A 19,528-nucleotide genomic window follows, 5' to 3' on the forward strand; every position below is an offset into this window, starting at 1 on the left:
ATCAGGATGCGTTTGTTTTTAATTTCCGGCCATACCACTCCGTAAGCAGGAAGGTAATGAGGATAATGCCGATGGAACTGACGGGCATCAGGATGGCCGCCACCACCGGGGTAAGCAATCCCTGCAGGGCAAAGCTCAGGCCGATGATATTATAAACAACCGAGTATACAAAACTGATCTTGATGACCGTATCCGCTTTGCCGGCAAACCACAGCAGCTGATCGAGCCGGGTAAGCGCCCCTGCGCTGATGATGGCATCGGAAGCCGGAGTAAAATGCCCGCCTTCCTCCATTACAGCAATGCCAACCTGGGCCTGGCGCAATGCTCCTGCATCGTTTAAACCGTCACCGGCCATCAATACGTTTTGATGATCCTGTTCCTGCAGTTTTTTTATATAATGGTATTTGTCTTCGGGAGACTGGTTAAAGTGAATCGCTGCGTCCGTCCCGGTCAGTTTTATGAGGCGGGCTTGCTCCGCATTATTATCACCGCTAAGTATGGATAACGATGCCTTTTGCTGGATCCGTTCCGCAAAAGCGGCAAAACCTTCCCGGTAGGTATTCCGCAGCTCAAAAAAGCCCGGCACAATGCCGTCGATGCTGATATACACACAAGAGCTGTCCTCCCCGGTTACGGGCCGGTTGGCGCCCTGAACAAATATCCGGCTTCCGGCCTTTACATGCTGTTCCTGTACCCATCCTTCAATGCCCATTCCCGGCACATTCCGGAAGCTGTCTACCGGAACATCCGGCGCCGTCTTCAGCTCTTTCAGCACCGCCCTGCTCAGCGGATGCGTGGAATGCCGCAGCAGGGATGCCACCTGTGATGCCTGTTGCGGATTCATCGCAAGGCCATTATAGGTCACCTTAAAATGCTTATTCAGGGTAATGGTTCCGGTTTTATCCAATACGATATGATCGATGGCCGCCATAGCCGCGATGACATCAGCATTTTTAAGAAAAAGTCCCGATCTTTTTAAGATCCGCATTACATTTCCATTGGTAAAAGTGGCGGCCAGCAGCAACGCGCAGGGACAGGCAACAATCAGCGTGGTCGTCAGCGCATTCCACATGGTACCGGTTTCTCCACGAACATACCAGAACAGCGCGGCCGAAAGGGTCAGCAACAGCACACAAGCGGTAAATAGATTGGATGCCTTATACAGAAAACTCCCCTTTACGTCCTTTTTCAATGTTTCCCGGTTCCACAAGTTGGTCAGGTATCCCTGGTCCGATCTTTTTAGTACCATCAACTCCAGCTTTTCTCCTACCTGCCGGCCACCGGCGTAGATCATCCCACCCGGCTCCACCAGTTTCGGCAGGCTCTCACCTGTTACAAAACTATAGTCAATCAGGGCCCTGCCTTTGACCAGTACGGCGTCTGCGGGGATGATCTCCCGGTCATAGATTTCAATCTGATCTTTTTCCTTCAGCGCACCGATCAGTACCGGCTCCGTACCCTGATCCCGTTTTACATTTACAGCAATCGGGAAAAAGGACCGGTAATCCCTGTCGAAAACCAAAAAGCGTTGGGTTCTGTCCTGCGCCCATCTACCGATCAGCATAAAAAAAACAATACCGCTCATGCTGTCAAAATAGGTATTGCCATCCAGTAGAAACAGGTTATAAAGACTTCTGAAGAATGTAACTGCAATTGCCAGTGCAATGGAAAGGTCTATATTCAGCGTGCCGCTCCGGAGCCCTTTCCAGGCATTGGAAAAAAACTCCCGTGCACAATAAAAGAAAACCGGAAGGGCGAGCAGCAGCCCGATATAACGGAAAGCGGCTCCTACCCGGTCCTGCAGGTATCCAGCCACGGAAAAATACTCCGGCAGGCTCAGCATCATGATATTGGCGAAGCAAAATCCGGCAATACCGATTTGCACCATACGCACCCGGCTCTTCGTTCCGTCATCCTTTTTACCGCCCGGCGACAAATAGGGTTCATACCCGATACCAGTCATGGTTTCCACCACTTCCCGTACGGAAGTTTGTAGCGGGTCCATTACGATAAAAACTTCTTTAGCCGAAAAATTAACCCTTGAAGACAGGATCCCCGGTTGCAGCCGGTTCAGATTTTCCAATAACCACAGGCAACTGCTGCAATGCATATGTGGTACCTGTAGGGTCAGGTGCATTTGGGTACTGTCTGAATAGGACACCAGGGTGCCGGCGATGGCTGCATCATCCAGGAATGCAAACCTCCCCACCCGGCCCGGATGCCGCTGCGACCGCCCCGGGTGGGTGTTCAGATCATAATAGGCACAAAGCGCATTTTCATTTAATATTTCGTAAACCAGCTTGCAGCCCTGACAACAGAAATACTTATCATCTGTTTTTAAGTGCTGGTCGGTGCAGGGATCCCCGCAATGATAACAGGCTATTTTTGTATCGATCATTTCCCGGTGCTATTTGCTCCGGCAAAAGTCCTGAACCGCCCCCGCAAGCCCTCTGTCAGCCGTCATACGGCAATATGATCTCGGTCATCAATCACCGTTCATACCAGACGGGCACCAGCTCCCCGCATGAGCACGGTTTTACAGCTCCAAAAATTTGTTAAAAAGCGACTAAATGCCCGCACGCCTCTTTTCGCATACGAAATAAATCGTAAATTGCGATTAAAAGAACAAAGTCATGCCGGATAACAAATCATTGAAACCCACGGAAAGTGAATTGGAAATTCTGCAGGTTTTATGGGATAAAGGAAGCGCCACTGTAAGAGAAGTTCACGAAAACCTGCTGAATTTTAAAGATGTAGGCTATACCACAACGCTGAAGCTGATGCAGATTATGAACGAGAAAGGACTGGTAAAACGTAATGATTCGTTCCGTACGCATATTTACAAAGCCGCTGTGAATAAGGAAGTGACCCAGAAATATATGTTGCACAAATTTGTGAGTAATTTATTTGGGGGCTCGTCTTCGCAACTCGTTATGCAGGCACTTGGAGACGGCAAAGTGACCCAGGAAGAACTGGATGAGATTCAACTGATGCTCGATCAGCTTAAAAAGAAAGACTAAAACATGCAAGAGGAACTGTACCATTTATTTACTGCTCTGGGAAATGCATTGTTTTGCAGTCTTTGGCAAATGGGTATCATTTGGCTGATGATAGCGGTTTATACCTATTTGCGGCCTGCCGCTTCTGATGCGGCCAATAGCCTGTTGCGGTTTGCCGGTTTGATGGCCGGCTTTGCCCTTTTTCTGATTACCTTTTTTGTTTCCCTCAAAACCGCTCCTGCTGAACAACCCATTTTAAAATGGGGGATCAGCCCAGAATGGAGCCATTCTTTATTGAACTATTGCGCCATTCTTTATCTGCTGCTGCTGATATTTCCACTCCGGAATATTCTTAAAAATTCGACGCGGCTGCGCCGTCTTCGGAAAAACGGCATCGGCCGCGTACCTGGTGCCCTGAAGATCTTTATGCTGGATGCTGCCGGCTATCTCAATATTAAAAGAAAGGTAAGGTTATATACCTCGTCCATTATTTCATCGCCGCTGACCATTGGTTTTTTAAAACCGGTGATCCTGCTTCCCCTGGCCCTCATCAACCAGCTGACGCCACAGCAGCTCGAGGCCATCATCCTGCACGAACTGGCACATATCCGGCGCAATGATTACCTGATTAACCTCGTTACGCAGATCGTTCTTACCCTGTTATATTTCAACCCGTTTGCACGAATGCTGGTCAAAGCCCAGGAACTGGATCGCGAAAAATCGGCCGATCAATGGGTGTTGCGTTTTGAATACGGACGTTATATGTACGCTTCCACCCTTTTGCAACTCGCCCGGAACCCGGCACCTGCCGGTGATTTCGCCCTGCATGTGACGGGAAAAGAAAGCCAGTTAAGTAACCGTGTAGCCGCTATTATGGACGGTGGTATTGCCAGGCCGGTGCTTCCATTTAAAAAAATGGGCATACTGGCCTGTGTGCTGTTATTATCCGGCGGACTTTTTCTCGTCCGGAACACACAGCCACCTGTATCGTCAACCGCTGTACGCCAGTCCCGGTCTATGCCTATAGCAACGGCCGACGCCACTGATGTAGCACCTGTTTTTGCCGCCGCTTCCACCACCGCTGCGGATGAAAAGAATTACGAGGTGCGCCCGATACCTGTACTTGAGAAACCTGACCGGAAACCGGCAAACGATGCCATTTACCTGAAAATATGTGAAGACCCAAGCGGAAAAATGCAGGCACCAGCTCCCCCGGCACCAGCGCCCCCGGCTGATCCCGCTCAGCCCCTGGTTCTTTTTGCAGATCATCCTGTGATCGTTGTACCCGATCTTGACAGTGCAGCCGAAGACAAGGTGCAGCAATCCATTGAATCCTTTAAGAAACTGATCACTGAACTTAGTTGGAAGCATGTTGAAAACAGCCTCGCAGAAACCGTTACTGAACAGCAGAAAAAGGCCTTAAAAAATCAGTTAACACGGGTCATGGACCAGATGAACTGGGAACAGAATGCCAATATCCTGCGTTCTTTTTATAAAGATATCAATTGGGAACAGGCCGATGACCAGTTGAAAGCCAGCCTGGACGCGCTGCTCTATGCCCGCTCCGAACAATACCGCGCGGCCTTAAAGCAAGCTACAGCCGAACAGCAGCACAGGGCCGCCGACAGTAGTTACGGCTATACCCTTGAACTGCGGAAACGTGCAGACTCTCTTCACCTGGCTTTACGCAAAAAAGACAGCATTCAAAACCGGATAAAGGTGGTTGACCTGTAACCCGGCTCCTCAACAAATGCTGCCCTTTTAAAAGTTTGGCCGGCTCCGCTTTCGGCATAAACCGTTTGTTGTGCGCTCCGATTGTATCCTTTTGCAGCTTCTTTTTATTAGTTATCTTTACCTTCAATTTGAACGAATATGAGAGTAACCGCAGATAACCGTTTCAGAAAATTAATTGTCATTGGCGACCGGCTGCTGATTCAGCCCGTTAAAGGTAATGAACGTACAGAAAGTGGGTTGTACCTGCCACCGGGTGTTCAGGAAAAGGAGAAGGTGCAACAGGGATATGTCATTAAAACCGGGCCCGGATATGCCATCCCCGTACCGGTTGAAGACGAGCCCTGGAAATCGGATGAAGACCAGGTGAAATATGTTCCGTTACAGGCCAGGGAAGGCGATCTTGCCATTTTCCTGCTCAGTGGTGCCACTGAAGTTATGTATGAAGGTGAAAAATATTTTATCGTTCCGCAAAGCGCGATCCTGATGCTGGAGCGGGAAGAAGAATTATAACCCTAAAACAAGTGCTATGAAAGGCTTTCACGCCCATATTGAAAACGACACGCTGGCTAATGATGCCTTTAGGAAAGTGTTGTATACTGCAAAGCAACTGCAATTGGTTCTGATGACCCTGCAGCCGGGGGAAGAGATCGGTGCCGAGGTGCACCCGGAAAATGATCAGTTCTTCCGGTTTGAGAGTGGTACGGGTACCTGTGTGATCGATGATCAGGAATACGCCGTTAGCGACGGTTTTGCGATCATCGTTCCTTTAGGCGCCCGGCACAATGTGATCAATACAGGCAACAAGCCTTTAAAAATGTACACGATTTACGCTCCGCCCCACCATAAGGACGGTATTGTGCGCAATACCAAAAAGGAGGCCGAAGAAAACGAGGAAGCGTTTGACGGCATCACCAGTGAACAATAATGCCTACCGGCACAACCTGCTCCCACTCTGAGCCGGCCTCTCCGTTCGTGGCCCGATGGATCGCAATTGCGATCTTATGACGGACCCACCTGTTTGGAAAGCATGCAGATGCTACCATGATCTTAAGGAAATAAAAAACGGCACTGCAGAGGAAGGCATAATTTTCCCAGCAGCAAATATCCTGTGTCCTGCTGACGATCATACCGGATCATTTTTACTGCATCATGGAAACGGTTGCAAAACAACCGAAACAGTCAGCCGTCTTTTAAAATGGCCACCGGGGAGACAACCGATGCCTGCATACGGGCTGGGGTAACACATGGACGGTGATCTTATGGATGAAAACAATATCGGGAATGAAAAGGGCGTGATTGACCAGTGCGGTGTTACCGTTTCACCATTTTTGTTTTCAGGATCCGTACATTCCGGATCGGGCGATCCCGGTCTTTGGCTTTACTGGTTGGTACTGCTGCTATCTGGTCCAATACTTCATACCCTTTTATCAACTGGCCAAATACCGTATAATTTTGATCGAGGTGCGGGGTACCACCCACCGTTGTATACACTTGCCGGTACGCCGCGGGGATTTTGCGCCCGTTCAGCCGTTTTACTTCAAGCGTATCCAATCCTCCATTGGTCCATACCTTCCCCTGTACAATATAAAACTGGCTGCCACTACTGGCTTTCAGGGGATTTACATCATCGCCCTCCCGCGCTGCAGCCAGGGCACCTTTCCGGTGAAACAGACCTGCCCGGAACTCGGCCGGCACGGTATATCCCGGACCGCCTTCTCCCAGCGGTTTTCCTCCCGGTGCCTTACGACTATCCGGATCTCCCGACTGGATCATAAAATACTGAATCACCCGGTGAAAAAGCACATCTTTATAATACCGGCGCTTTACCAGTTTAATAAAATTATCCCGGTGTAAAGGCGTTTCATCGCTCAGCCGCAATACCATATCCCCATAATTGGTACGCAGCAATACATCTTTTTTGTAATCTGCCGGAACCGGCCGACCGGTAGCACAGCTACTTAATAACCAGCCCGCATAACAGATCAGCAGGCGGCTTTTCACTTTCAAAAAAACTTTTCCTGTTATGGAACACCTTATAAGAGCAGCCATGTTCAACAGATCATTATTTCGCACGCTTTTTAAGATCCGCCACTTTTATCGTCATCTGACGGCCGATCTCTTTTTTCCCTTTGTAAGTAATAATGCGCAGCTCGTCGGCATCCTTAGGTATCTGTAAGGGTTCTTTATATTTCGGATAAAAACGATCCGGAGCTGAATTGTCAAAGCTGGTATAAATGTCAAGCCCCTCGATCTCAGGTGTCAGCGTTACAAAATAAGCGCCCTCTTTTTTGGAAACCGCAACAATGGGATCATAAATTGCCGGTGAATATTTGATCTCGGCCGCATCAAAGCGACTGAAGAATGCCTCTGTTTTTGCCGCAAATTTTTTCCAGTCTTTTTTTTCCAGTGGAGACCATACAGACTCAGCGATTGCCAATCCCCGTGGCCAGGTCATGTATTCGGCCTGACGTATGGTGTATACATTTTCTGTCCACAAATTGGCCTGGCCTCCCAGGATGTATTTTGCGTTGGCCCCCGCCGGCACGGGATTGAATTTATAGGTCTGTGATAACCGAAGGGATGCATAAATGGGTACTTCCGTACTAACATCACCCTGCATGTAATCAATATAGGCGAATTGTGTGGGACTCATGACCACATAGTGTTTCGACTTTGATGCTTCAATGCCGTGTTGCTCTCCCCGCCAGCTCATCAATGCTGCTGTGGGTGAAATGCCCCCCTCCAGGATCTCGTCCCAGCCCATCAGCTTTTTACCTTTGGCATTTACAATCTTTTCAAGACGCTTTTCAAAATAAGCCTGTACCTGTGGTATGGTTTTTAACTTTTCCTTTTTCATCAGTGCCTGCACCTGCGGGCTTTTTTCCCAGAAATTATGCGGTGCTTCATCACCACCTACGTGGATATACGGGAACGGGAATAACTGAGCCACTTCCGTCATTACTTTATCCATAAAGCCGTATACCTTTTCGTTGGCCGGACAAAGCGTATTATCGATCAGCGCTATTGGAGGAGCACCGTGCGACCAGTCCATGATCGGCTCACCGGAACGCACCTGGTATTTATCGGCACCTTCGGTACAGGAAAGCTCCGGATAAGCTGCAATAGCCGCAAGGCTATGCCCCGGAACGTCAATTTCGGGAATGATATTGATAAACCGGGCCTTTGCATAGGCCACCAGTTCTTTGATATCTTCATGTGTATAATAGCCTCCATAAGATTTTGGCTCGTCCGGCTGGGGCGGTGTAAATGTATTGAACAGTCCCACTTTATTCACCCGCCATGCACCCACTTCTGTAAGTTTGGGCAGGCTTTTAATCTGCAATCTCCAGCCCTCATCGTCGGTAAGATGAAAATGAAACATATTATATTTAAACCGCGACATGTTATCGATGTACTTTTTCACTTCGTCTACAGTAAAAAAGTGCCGGGACACGTCCAGCATCAATCCCCGCCATCCTAATTTCGGGTAATCTACAATTTCAACGGCTGGCGCCTGCAACCGCATCCCATCAACCCGTTCCACGCTTTCGATCTGGGGAGGCAGCAGCTGTAAAAATGTTTGTACCCCGTAAAACAACCCGGCCGGCTTATTGGCTTTTACCGTTACCTGGTCCGGTGTTACAGAAAGCGTATAGCCTTCGTCGCCCAGCCGGCTGTCCGTGCGCTTGTTCAGTATAAGGTTGATGGAAGCCTTTCCATTGCCCTTCTGTTCCTGTACTGTAGCGCCCGTGTTGGCGATCCGGTCTTTTAAAAGTGCATACGTATGCCCCAGGTCTGCGTTCTCCGGAACACCGATGGTTACATTCTGCGGCAATATAAAAATGCCCGGCTGTGCGGTTACCGAAACTGGCTCGGGTATCAATGCTATTGACGGCGATGGTTGCTGAGCGGCGCCTAATAACGAAAAAGCTACAGCAAAAACCGTCAGGAAAATTCTGTTCATTATATCAATTATTATAAGATTTGGCTTCAACTGCTAATATAGCCAATTCACCCCGGAATCCCTTCACATTTAGTTACGGTTTTTCAGCGCTTCAAAGCCTGCTGAAGCCGTATCGGCCACGGTTCCGTTTGCTTTTGTGTAGATGAAATAGCCTTCCATTCCGGGATGTTCTTTTAAAAAGGCAAAAGCTTCATTGAGGTGTAGTCCCATAAATACGTTATCATAGGCATCTGCCGTTATCCCATCCTTAGCCAGGATCGTTACGCTGATCATTTCATTTTGAAGCGTGTAGCCGGTACGGGGGTCGATGAGGTGGGATATCTTTTTATTGCCGTTCTGGTAAAAATTGCGGTATTTACCGGAAGTGGTCACCGCACCATTATCCAAAAAAATCGTTTTGATTAATACCGGCTGGTTTCCATCTTCCTGATCAGAAGGACTTTCCACACCTATTTTCATACGCTCCCCCGAGGGCTGCTTTCGGCCTTTTATCCGTATTTCTCCTCCTACTTCAACCAGGTAATGCTGAACGCCCCTGTCTTCCAGGAAACCGGCAATCACATCTACGGTATATCCCTGGGCAATTCCATTTACATCAATTGTGATCCGCGGGTCTTTTTTCAGCAGGCTATCCCCCTTAAAATACAATTTCTGATAGCCTACATAGGACAGCACAGCTTTCACCTGCTGCGGGGTGGGCACCGTTTTGGATCTTCCATCGGGCCCAAAGCCCCAGAGCTTCACCAGCGGCATCACGGTAATATCAAAAATACCTTTTGAAGCCCTGGAAACCTCGTGTGCCTTTGTTACCACTTTTTTCAGGTGCTTATCCGGCACCAGCCCCCGTTTTTCTTTATTGAATCTTGTAATCAGCGAATAGGGCTTGTAAACAGATAGAGAACTGTCAATAGCCGTAAAAATGCTGTCTGTCTGCTCTCGGGTCAGGCTGCTGTCCGGTGCGTAATACGTAATATGGTACGTAGTGCCCTGGGCAAAACCGTTAATATGAAAAGCTTTGAGCGGCGATGCTTTTTTAAATCCCGCAACTACAAAAACCAGCAAAATACCGCCCAATAAGCAACCGCCTGCTTGTAAAATTCTCCGCATAACGGCCAAAGATAAGGCAGAACGGGGAAATGGAGGAATGGCTAACTTTGTAAATATTCCAAAGGGGATTGAGCCTGATAACACTTCGTCATTGCCGAAGCAAATCCGATTTATGAGCGGCTAAGGCGAATACTCAGACAGCAGCCGCCTCATATTCGTTTCCATCGAAACTAAGGTCCTCACACAAGCCTATTTTTTCTCCGTGCGATACCGGAGATTGTCGAAAAGACGTTCAATCAACCGCCTTTTGTTAGCAACGATCTCTCCAGCCCCCTTTAAATCATATTGGAATTTTAATTTTGTCCCATAATTTGTTTTCAGGCTATCGGGAAAGCCAACCAGCACCAAGTAGTCATTCGGAGTCGTTGTCTGCGTTTTTAAAGCCTGGTCCTGGCCGGATTTTTGTTTGGGTATTTGGGAAACCGACAAAACCGTTCCATTTATTGAGCCGAACTCTTCATAAGGATAATTATCCAGTTTTACTATTACCTCGCTGCCCACTTTTACCTTTCCAGCTCCAATTGTTGGTAAATACATTTCACCCCTCAAGCCTGTTTTTTCAGGAACTACCGCCATAATTTCCTGCCCCGTTAAAACATAGTCATTATTTTTAATAAATCCTAACAACTCAATTTTCCCCGAAATGGGAGCTTTAATTACATATTTTTCTTCCCATAGCAAAAAGTTACTCAGCATTGCATCATAAGATGATACCAATGATAACTGAAGCTCGTTTTCCTTAGCGCTTTTTGTTATCTGCAATTGTGTTATTTTATCGGCATTTCCAATAATATTCTCCCTGTTAGCTTCCATTTCTTTATGCAACTGATAATGCGCTGCAACTGAAGATTTATGTGAAAGAGATGATTTGTCATAATCTACGTCTGAAAGCACTTCCTGCTGGTGCAGAACAGAGTCCCTTGTTAATAACCGATACGAAATGGAAAGGTTTTCATTTTTCTGAGCGAGCTCATCTTGCTGATAAGACAAAATTTTCCGGCTCTGCTCCGTCTGGTTTTTTAAACCGTGTATCTCCTGACCAATGGCATTCAAGGAATAAAAATCGTGACAATCATTAATTGCTTTTAGTAAGCCATAATAATAGGGATTTAACTCTCCTAGTGAAACATTTTTCGGAAGTATCCTCAAAAGATACCCATAATTATAAAGCTTGTTCCTGTTGCTTCTCAGTATGGAAATAATTTTCGAAAGCTCTCCGGAATCTGCAGCATTCTGCATAACCGCAAGGTACTGTCCCTCTTTAACTGCGGTATTATTCCGGATATCGTTGCTGTAATGTATTTTTCCGGTTGCATTCGCTGTCAACTTTACGGGGGTGTAAGTACCCCCTTTTTCAGACAGCTATAAGTTGAGTATTTTTCTTTTCACCAGCCAACTTTTTGTATTCAAGCGGTGTCAGGTTGTCCAGTGACTCGTGTGGTCTTTTGTGATTGTATTCTTCCATCCATTCCTGTGTTAGTACCCTTACCTGGTAGAGATCAAAAAACAAATATGCATCCAATACAGCTTCCCTGTAAAGTCGGTTAAATCGTTCAATGTAGCCGTTTTGCATAGGTCTTCCGGGTTGGATATACAGGATACTAATCCCTTGTCCCTTCGCCCACAGTTCAAAATCCTTTGAGGTAAACTCCGGACCATTATCCACTCTTACGGCCATGGGCTTACCATTGCTTTCGATAACCCTGTTGAGTGTCCTGATCACCCGCCTTGAAGATATTGAGGTATCCACTTCAATAGCCAATGCCTCCCGACTGCAATCATCGATTACATTGAAGGTTCTGAACTTCCGGTTACCTGTCATGCTATCGCTCATAAAATCCATACTCCATACTTTATTTACCGTTTCGGGTTGTTGCAGGGGATGTTTTATACGTGCCGGGAGTCTTCTTTTACCCTTGCGCTTTTTGTTAAGTTTTAACTGCTTATACACACGATAAACCTTTTTATGGTTCCAGTTTTTTCCTGAGCGCCGTAAATATGCAAAGAGCTTCCTGAAGCCATACGATGGATGGGCAAATGCCAACTCCTGCAAGGCTTCTATTACTGCTGAATCGTCCTTGACTGACGCATAATAATATTGGGATCGTGGTAATGAGATTATCTTACAGGCCCGGCTCACCGGTATCTTTCGCTCCTTTACAAGCTCCTTGCTTAATTGCCTTTTGGTGGCAGGGCCCAGCCTTTTTTTGAGAACAAATCCCTTAATATCTCGTTATCCATTGCCAGGTTCGCATACATGCGTTTTAACCGGGCATTCTCTTCTTCCAACTCTTTCATGCGCTTCACATCTGAGGCTTCCATGCCGCCATACTTACTCTTCCAATTGTAGAAAGTGGCTTCGGATATACCCAGTTCACGACAGAGTTCTTTGGTCGGTATACCGCCTTCCTGGCGCTTTAAGACTGAAACAATCTGTGTCTCTGTGAATCTTGTCTTTTTCATTTTTTACAGTTTAAATTTAGTAAATCTTTCTAATTTTAAACTGTCTGGTTTTTAGGGATACTTACAGGGGCACGTTCGGCGGTTATATTAATACTTCCGGACACAGTATCCGGGTACCGGATAATCCATCCAAAAATAATCATCAAAACGGCCAGAATCAAAATAATAAAGGAAATTGCAATGCCAAATTTCATTGGCATCTTTTCTATGATATCATTTGCCTCCTCTCCCCTTTCCGAAAGTTCCTGCTTCAATTTATCCAGAGATTTGTCCGTATCCATATTTACCATTACTTATGATTAAAGCGTAGAAGATGCAAATTGAGCCATTACCAATTGTGTATAGTAGCCTTTTCGCTTCAGCAATTCTAATCAAAACAACTACTTCAAGGCAAAAATTGAAAACATATCTTCTTTATACGAGTATATTTTCAAAATGAAGCTGCTCGAATTTTATATGGGCAAAAAAGCGGTCTTAGATGATTCGAAGTAAGCGGCAAGATTCTTGTTTCTATTATATCAAAAAAACTCCATACAAAACCTCCTCTAGCAAAACCTTTAATAGAGAGGGATTAAATTTAATTAGTTTAGGATTATTGTTGTACCCATACTTAATTAAGCCAGCGAATCGGATCATACAAAGAGATCCAACCACTCAAATTCTGTGTAAGGTATTCAATTTAACTGAATGCTTCGATAACGGTATTGAGCTCTGTAATGAACTGCGCGGAGCTTTTTTTAGCAACAGATGACTATAGCTCAGTGCTATGTTTGTCTTAGACCAACGATCATTAAAAAGCGTTGGGAGTCTGAATGAAGCGATAAATCCTTTTTGTTGAAGGTGTTGCAAATAAGGACTTAAGAACGGAATCGGAGAAACATTAAGAAATAAAATAAGCCTCCGAAAGTCATGTACCAAAGTTAAAGCCTGGCAATACTTTACCGGTAAATTGTAAAATTCTCATCTACATTTCACCCGACACCCATCAAAAGAATTTATTTACTTTAGCAATGCCTTCCCTGAATTCCTCAACTAAATGATATTGTAAACATTAATTATGGTACAACATTCACGGTAAATCCCGCCGTCATACCATTATAAGTACCAAATATTTTTGCACGGCCGGTTATCGTGCCGGCGGTAAACGTAGTTCCCGAAATCACTCCCAAATCTTCACCACCGCTTAACGTAACTCCACTGGCATAAGAAGCAACAATATGGCCGTATCGGTTTAATCCATAAAATCTTGGAGCAATTATTCCATTTGTCTTTACCCGAACTGAATACAGATCCGCCACCAGTTTTACGACGGTAGCATCATCCGGTGCGGTGGATATAACAAACATACCGTTGCCCACATTGGGTGCCGTGGTTGTATTACCCGGAAGGTTTACAAGCCCGGCATTATTATAACCAGCGCCTTTTACATACATTGTGCTGAAGGCTCCGCCATTAAGGTTGACTGCATCTGAAGCGCCATACAATTTTAAAATATCCGCAAGGTCTGTAGTGGAGGCTCCTACAGAAACACCTGGAATCAGGTCTATAACACAAAATACAACCGTCGATTTATCAGCTGATGCGCCAATAGCGGTTCTTGCGGCCCTGGCTATACCCGGGCTTTGCTGATTTCCGTTTTTCAGAATCCGCAGATCTCCAGAAATCATCTGTTGCGCTATAGTTCCGTCTTCAGTTCGTTTTGCATAATTCACCACGGTTAAGATATCGCCCACATTGGCAGCATTTAAAATATCCGCAGAAAAGTCATGTGCGGAAATAACCGCTCCACCTGCAGGAATTGGCATACTACCTTTGTTGTCTGCTCTTATAGTTTTTGCATTCACACGCACCTGAGCATTTGTGTAATCACCCCACGAAGTTACCGGAGTCACACTCATTTCCGTACCAAAAGGGTTGGTAATGGTATGCTTTCCTTTAACTGCATTGTAAAGAATTAAATCATCCTGAGCTCTATTATTATTTATGTTCTTAATGTCAATTTTTTGACCATTAGGTAACCGCACATAAGAATTGAACTCAAATTCATCAAAGTAAATGGAATTTCCTTTAAAATACACCGGGGCATAGGCGGGGAAATTATAGTTTATATTTGTTATAAGGCCATCAATAATACAGGAGCCGTTAACTCTACCCTGGTGATTGATGCCAGGAGGAGCTGTAAAGGTGTTATTAAATAAATCCCCATTGATTCCAACGAAATACCTGCTTCCCGCTTTAGATTTTCTTACCGCCATATTGGGAACAGTTTCCATACTTGGAACTGTATCCTTACCAAGCACAGGCTTGAACGACAGATAAGGGTTGCCTGCATCCATAAATGTCAGATGTACTTTTAAATGATTGTCGGTATACTTATCTCTCAGATTCAGGAGCATATATTTTGTTCCAGGGCCGATCTCTATTAGCGAAGCTGTATCAACCTCATAGTAATTATCTCCGATCCTGACCCCCTCTTTTGCAGGAGGGAGGTTATAGGTAAAAGTCACCTTGTTTGACCTCAGAGCTCCGGCGTTCACGGAGACAAAGGCACTTCCGGTACCATAAGGCACTACCACCACGATTTCGGTTTCATTTGCTGAGACCACGCTTAGCTGTTGGTTGCCAAAAAAAACATCGCCTCCCTTTGGAAAAGTACCCATGATCTTCAGCGTGTCGCCGATATCGCCCGTAACCCGGCTCAAACCGGTAATGGACGGTGCTCCCTTATCGCCAACGAGTGCTGTGCTGGTATCTTTATAATCTTTATTACAGGAAATCAAGACTCCTGCCAGCAGCAGTAATTTCCAGTTCTTAAAGCTTTTCATCTATATCTTGTTTAATATCTTCAAAATCGTTTTTCGTTCCTTTATGCCTGTTGGTGTTGGTTGCTCCTTTCAAAATGATCTTATCACCTACCTATCGCTACTCGTTAGCTGTGTAAAACCCGTAAATATCAAAATTCTTGTAGCGTATCAGATCGCCGTTCTTACGTATGGCTATCAGATCGCGTAATTTATATGAAATGAAATGATAGTAATTCCAGAACCCGTTGCCGATCTGCCAGCGATTGGATGTGAACGTGGCGCCGCCCGGGTTCATCAGGTAAAGCAGCAATCCTGTAGGATGATTTGCCACTACCCCGTTGTTAATCGTGCACATTCCTTTGTAAACGTCTCTGTGAAAGCCGGAACCAATATTGTTTCTTGCAGCCGCTGTACCACTGGCGTTTAAGCCGATAAAGCCGTAAAAGAGCGTGGCCAGCGGCACCGGGGTATAATGAGTACCATACCACACCCCATTTTCAGCCGGAAAGAAACTATTTCCAAACCGGTCGATATAATCGGTTGACTTATATGCCAGGAACGGGTCGCCGATCTTTACATCAGGCATGTTGGTAATGGTCCAGCTCACAATACAATTTGCATACAGCCCATCAGTTACAATGCCTATGAGCCGGTTATAACCCGCATTAAAAAATAAGGAAATCACATTTCCAAACCCTGTTGCCACTTTTACAGGCTCACCGATCGTTTCCCGACCTTTCAGCGGATATACCCATAAATTTCCGGCTGTATCCCGCAACATCAGGTCATCATAGAAATCAAAGAGCCGTGCCCGCGGGTCTGTGACCTGCGGAATATTGCCCATATACTTACCCACCGGGAGCAGCTTACAGGTAAATACGTAATACGCTACCTGCTTTTGCGCATCCACTTCATAAGCCGGATCACTACTTACAAATTTTACCGGCAATATATATACATCTCCGTTTGATAACCCATCCAGTTTTATTTTGATCGGCAGCGTGCCCGTTGTACTGGTTCCCCGTTTTATTACCACATCTTTATCCAGCACATAATTAGCCTGTGGCAGCAATTTTGCCGACATCGATTTCTGGTTATTATAGGCGTCTACATAAGACTGGTCCAGCACCTGGAACTGTACCGGCACATCATGATCGGCCGGTTCCATACCTCCAAGCGTTACATTCATCAGGTTGAAGGCGGTATCTCTTTTATCCGTATCTACATAAAGCCTGAAATTAATATTTCCGGTGAGGCTGGCCTGTACAAAATATAATTTCCCATAAGATTGAAGTTCCGCTTCTGCAGCCGGAAGGTTTTCTTTTGCACAGGAAGCCATCCCCAGTAACAGCAGGATCGCCATATAGTTCCTGACCCTTTTTAATTTATCCATAATGCATTCCATTTGTCTTCGTATTACTTTGTTAAAAACTCCAGCTCAAAACGATCCAGCCAGGAGCTTCCGCTGACCATCGTATTGGGCTTGGAAACCTGCAACCAATAAAGCATTATTGCCGCCAGGTCTTCATTTTTTGCTACAATTGCGGGATTTAGTTTTGTGATATCCTGGCCCGAGAACCCTTTGTGATGTGCGATGATAAAACTGGGAATTTTAAGCGGTGAATCCTGCCAGTTTTTTGTAGTCAGCAATGTGTCGCTCACCTGGGTTGTGGTCACTACCGTCAGCCATTTTTCAGCGTTGTATGTCGGCCGGCTTTTCAACGCACTCATGATATCGCCGATATAGGTATCTACGGTTCTGATGGCTGCTTCATATTCGGCACCGGTTTTATAGCCGTATTGACTTCCTGCTTTTTGTACGGAAGAAAACCGGGCAAATACCACATCCATGTTCTCCGACCTGAGTATGTTTTCAACACTGGTCTTTGTTTCCGCATCGCTTGTAGTGACTACTTTTTTGTCGGCATCACCCAGTAAGGTTTTCACCAGGTTCGGCCAATCCGCAACAGCCGCCAGCTTTTTTGAAGGGAACACGTCGTGGATATAACGGAATGCTGTCATATTTAAGGGCACCGGAATGGTGTTGGTGCTGTCTACCGGTACCGCATAAAATGTACTGTCCCACAAGCGGGTTTCAAAATTGCCGGTAAACATGGAGCCGAGGGCCGCCGTATTATTCACCGGCAGGTTGGTTGCCGTGCTAAAAGAATATTTTCCATTTTGCAGGAGCGATTGAAGGGTTGCAGGTTTTAGCGCCTGCAACACATCCGCCGCCAGCCCATCGATATTAATCAGCAGCATCTTCCGCTGGTTTGAAACCGACCGTACGGTTGTATCAGCTTTGTACTCCTCGATCTGTACTCCGGGATCTGCAAACTTTTTACATCCTGCCAGCAACACACTTCCTACAAAGACGCCTGTTGCGATGCTGTATAATTTCTTTCTCATCATAAAAGTTGATTCGTCAGTTATTGTTATTCCGCGGTTGGCGGGTACACCGGATCCTGTGGCTTGTCGCCGGTTGAAATGCCCCGCAGCGCTCCGAACTCTGCTGTTGAAACCGTATTAACCACCGGGCTCGCGGGGTATGCAAATGCTGCTTCAAAGCGAATGTAACGTACGCCCACATACCGTTTGTTACCGTCAAAGTTCGCTGTGTTTACCGTTCCCGCACCGATATCCCATCCGGCACCAGTATAAGCCTGCGTCCAGTTAATATTATCCCAACTCACCCATACTTTTATATTACGCGGGCGGAACGTAGAGGCGCCGTTTACATAATAAAATCCGCCTACATCCGCAATCGTTCCCATATCGAAGGTCACCGTATGCGGTGTGTGATTCTCTCTTGTTTGCCAACGGGTATTGATATCTCCATCGAGTAAATTCACAGCATACAACTTCGCTGTTGTAGCTTCCTGGCAACAGAAACCGGACACCGTCCAGGCTGTTCGTTCCAGCTCTCTTGGCTTGGGCATCAGCGAATCTTTAACACCGGTTTTGGTAATGGGGTTGTACAAGAAGACCGTCTTGGTCATAAACGGATACTTCTTTTCCATTGAATCAGCTACCGACGCAGATACCTGAATTGACCAGGCCCTGAAAAAGGCGGAAAGATCTGTCTTTGTATAGTCGCAGGCCTTTGTAAAAAAGTAATCCATTTTTTGCCGGTCATTCAGTGCGCCCTCTGTATAATGGCGCGCGTCGTATTCAATAGCGCGCATTAACCCATAGCCATAATACTCAAAGAGCTGTACAAAGGGAAGCAACTTAATCAGGTCGCCGTTAGTCCGGTTACTCAGATCGCGGTTGAACTGACTGGCATAGTTCTTCGGCTGCCGGGTATACCAGAGCCCGGTGTCTACGGCAAGTTTCATGGCCGGAACCAGGTTGGCATAATTAATGCCCAGCCTGTTAGCCATCTTAGCAGAAAATAAATTGCCCGCCGTAGCACTAAGGCCATTAAACTGCCAGAAACCCGTGCTGTTATTCCGGCCTATTTCATACAGTGTTCTCCAGGCCCCCTTGGTAGTTAGTGCCTGATAATTTGCAATTTCACTGGTAAACAGGTTTTCATCCATCTGCATTACTACCGGAAAAGAATTATGTGCATATGTTAACCGCGGCTGGGCATCCATGATCACGCGTATGGCATGGTTAGGCGCCTTGTTCAGCGAGTCCGCCGAAATGTCTTCCAGTCCTTTCCATTGATAAATATCTTCCGCAATGATGCGATCCCATTCCTGCATTAACGCGGTAGGATTGGCAATGGGATATTTGTCCAAAAAGATCTTTGGCAGTTCAAAAATAATGCGCCTTCCTCTCAACTGAAACCAGGGCACCGCCGATTTCCGTACCTGCGCGTTCCAATCTTCATCCGTAGAAGTTCCGAGAATAAAATCCGGAGACCGCACAGCGCCGGAAACTTTTACAGAAACTGCACCCAACTCTTTTACGGTACCGTTGGTTCTAAGATACAGGGTCCCTCCATACAAATTCCGGATCACATTTTTTCCCGGCTGTAATGCCAGCTGGTTATAAATCAACGGGTCTCTTTTGGTGGCGGGTACGCCGTTCAGATTATCGGTCCATCCGCCGATCACCGCCACAATACCACTTATACCCTGGGGCGCCTCAATGGTAATGGGCTCACCCGTTGGTGCATACAGGCCGGTGCTGTACCAGGGCTGCGGGGAGGCATTGATCCGGATGTCTGAACCGGGTACATAGCGCGCCGAAAAGTCAACGGTCACGTCTACATTATTCAAACGGGGTTCTTGATCCCCAACCAGTCCCGGAAAATTACGGGCCGCATTCAGCTTTGAAAGATCCTTGCCCAAAGAGTCAGATTGCCCCCCGGGCATATTGGCTTTGTCTAATCCTTCCTCGTAGCCATCGGCAAAATTGTACCCGTACTTGTTACAGGCTGTAAACCCGATAAGGATCAAACCCATCAGCAGCGATACATATTTAAATTGCTTCTTCATAACTGTGCC

16 protein-coding genes are annotated in these 19,528 nt (G+C 46.3%); 4 read left to right on the forward strand and 12 right to left on the reverse strand.

Annotated elements, in window-relative coordinates; translation table 11 throughout:
- Window position 1: 1 nt before the first annotated feature.
- Window positions 2-2,398, reverse strand: a complete 2,397-nt coding sequence (locus LL912_RS07005; RefSeq protein ID WP_235552866.1) for a heavy metal translocating P-type ATPase — start codon at window positions 2,396-2,398, stop codon at window positions 2-4.
- A 235-nt stretch (window positions 2,399-2,633) separates the two neighbouring features.
- On the opposite strand from LL912_RS07005, the gene LL912_RS07010 reads away from it, so the two are divergent.
- From LL912_RS07010 to LL912_RS07025, 4 genes are all read left to right on the forward strand, one after another.
- Window positions 2,634-3,020: a BlaI/MecI/CopY family transcriptional regulator gene (locus LL912_RS07010; RefSeq protein ID WP_235552867.1), complete on the forward strand. Its 387-nt coding sequence runs from the start codon at window positions 2,634-2,636 to the stop codon at window positions 3,018-3,020.
- A gap of 3 nt (window positions 3,021-3,023) precedes the next feature.
- Window positions 3,024-4,733, forward strand: coding sequence for a M56 family metallopeptidase (locus tag LL912_RS07015; protein ID WP_235552868.1), 1,710 nt, complete (start codon window positions 3,024-3,026; stop codon window positions 4,731-4,733).
- Window positions 4,734-4,871: 138 nt separating this feature from the next.
- Window positions 4,872-5,243 carry a co-chaperone GroES gene (locus LL912_RS07020; protein ID WP_235552869.1) on the forward strand — a complete coding sequence of 124 codons (372 nt, stop codon included), beginning with the start codon at window positions 4,872-4,874 and terminating at the stop codon, window positions 5,241-5,243.
- A gap of 16 nt (window positions 5,244-5,259) precedes the next feature.
- A complete protein-coding gene (locus LL912_RS07025; protein WP_235552870.1) occupies window positions 5,260-5,658 on the forward strand; it encodes a cupin domain-containing protein in 399 nt (132 codons plus the stop codon).
- Here LL912_RS07025 and LL912_RS07030 read toward each other — a convergent pair.
- The 11 genes from LL912_RS07030 to LL912_RS07080 form a co-directional block, all read right to left on the reverse strand.
- Window positions 5,642-5,860 carry a hypothetical protein gene (locus tag LL912_RS07030; RefSeq protein ID WP_235552871.1) on the reverse strand — a complete coding sequence of 73 codons (219 nt, stop codon included), beginning with the start codon at window positions 5,858-5,860 and terminating at the stop codon, window positions 5,642-5,644. The genes LL912_RS07025 and LL912_RS07030 overlap by 17 nt on opposite strands.
- 184 nt (window positions 5,861-6,044) lie before the next feature.
- On the reverse strand, window positions 6,045-6,734 hold the full coding sequence (locus LL912_RS07035; protein ID WP_235556515.1) for a peptidylprolyl isomerase: 690 nt from the start codon (window positions 6,732-6,734) through the stop codon (window positions 6,045-6,047).
- A 61-nt stretch (window positions 6,735-6,795) separates the two neighbouring features.
- A complete protein-coding gene (locus LL912_RS07040; protein WP_235552872.1) occupies window positions 6,796-8,697 on the reverse strand; it encodes a beta-N-acetylhexosaminidase in 1,902 nt (633 codons plus the stop codon).
- A 69-nt stretch (window positions 8,698-8,766) separates the two neighbouring features.
- Window positions 8,767-9,804 (reverse strand): FAD:protein FMN transferase, encoded by a 1,038-nt coding sequence (locus tag LL912_RS07045; RefSeq protein WP_235552873.1) that lies wholly within the window; start codon window positions 9,802-9,804, stop codon window positions 8,767-8,769.
- Window positions 9,805-9,993: 189 nt separating this feature from the next.
- On the reverse strand, window positions 9,994-11,130 hold the full coding sequence (locus LL912_RS07050) for an HlyD family secretion protein (RefSeq protein WP_235552874.1): 1,137 nt from the start codon (window positions 11,128-11,130) through the stop codon (window positions 9,994-9,996).
- 28 nt (window positions 11,131-11,158) lie between these two features.
- Window positions 11,159-12,267 (reverse strand): IS3 family transposase gene (locus LL912_RS07055; RefSeq protein WP_406603604.1). Its coding sequence is split into 2 segments (ribosomal slippage): window positions 11,159-12,015 and window positions 12,015-12,267, totalling 1,110 coding nucleotides; the frame shifts between segments, so codons are not numbered across the junction.
- 35 nt (window positions 12,268-12,302) lie between these two features.
- Window positions 12,303-12,548: a hypothetical protein gene (locus LL912_RS07060; protein WP_235552876.1), complete on the reverse strand. Its 246-nt coding sequence runs from the start codon at window positions 12,546-12,548 to the stop codon at window positions 12,303-12,305.
- Between the two features lie 774 nt (window positions 12,549-13,322).
- Window positions 13,323-15,092, reverse strand: coding sequence for a phosphodiester glycosidase family protein (locus LL912_RS07065; RefSeq protein ID WP_235552877.1), 1,770 nt, complete (start codon window positions 15,090-15,092; stop codon window positions 13,323-13,325).
- A gap of 97 nt (window positions 15,093-15,189) precedes the next feature.
- Window positions 15,190-16,464, reverse strand: a complete 1,275-nt coding sequence (locus LL912_RS07070; protein ID WP_235552878.1) for a DUF1735 domain-containing protein — start codon at window positions 16,462-16,464, stop codon at window positions 15,190-15,192.
- A 23-nt stretch (window positions 16,465-16,487) separates the two neighbouring features.
- Window positions 16,488-17,483: an alkaline phosphatase family protein gene (locus LL912_RS07075; RefSeq protein WP_235552879.1), complete on the reverse strand. Its 996-nt coding sequence runs from the start codon at window positions 17,481-17,483 to the stop codon at window positions 16,488-16,490.
- A gap of 23 nt (window positions 17,484-17,506) precedes the next feature.
- Entirely contained in the window at window positions 17,507-19,519 is a 2,013-nt protein-coding gene (locus LL912_RS07080; RefSeq protein ID WP_235552880.1) for a M60 family metallopeptidase, read from the reverse strand.
- Window positions 19,520-19,528 lie beyond the last annotated feature (9 nt).

It is taken from the genome of Niabella agricola, assembly GCF_021538615.1.
Lineage (GTDB): Bacteria > Bacteroidota > Bacteroidia > Chitinophagales > Chitinophagaceae > Niabella > Niabella agricola.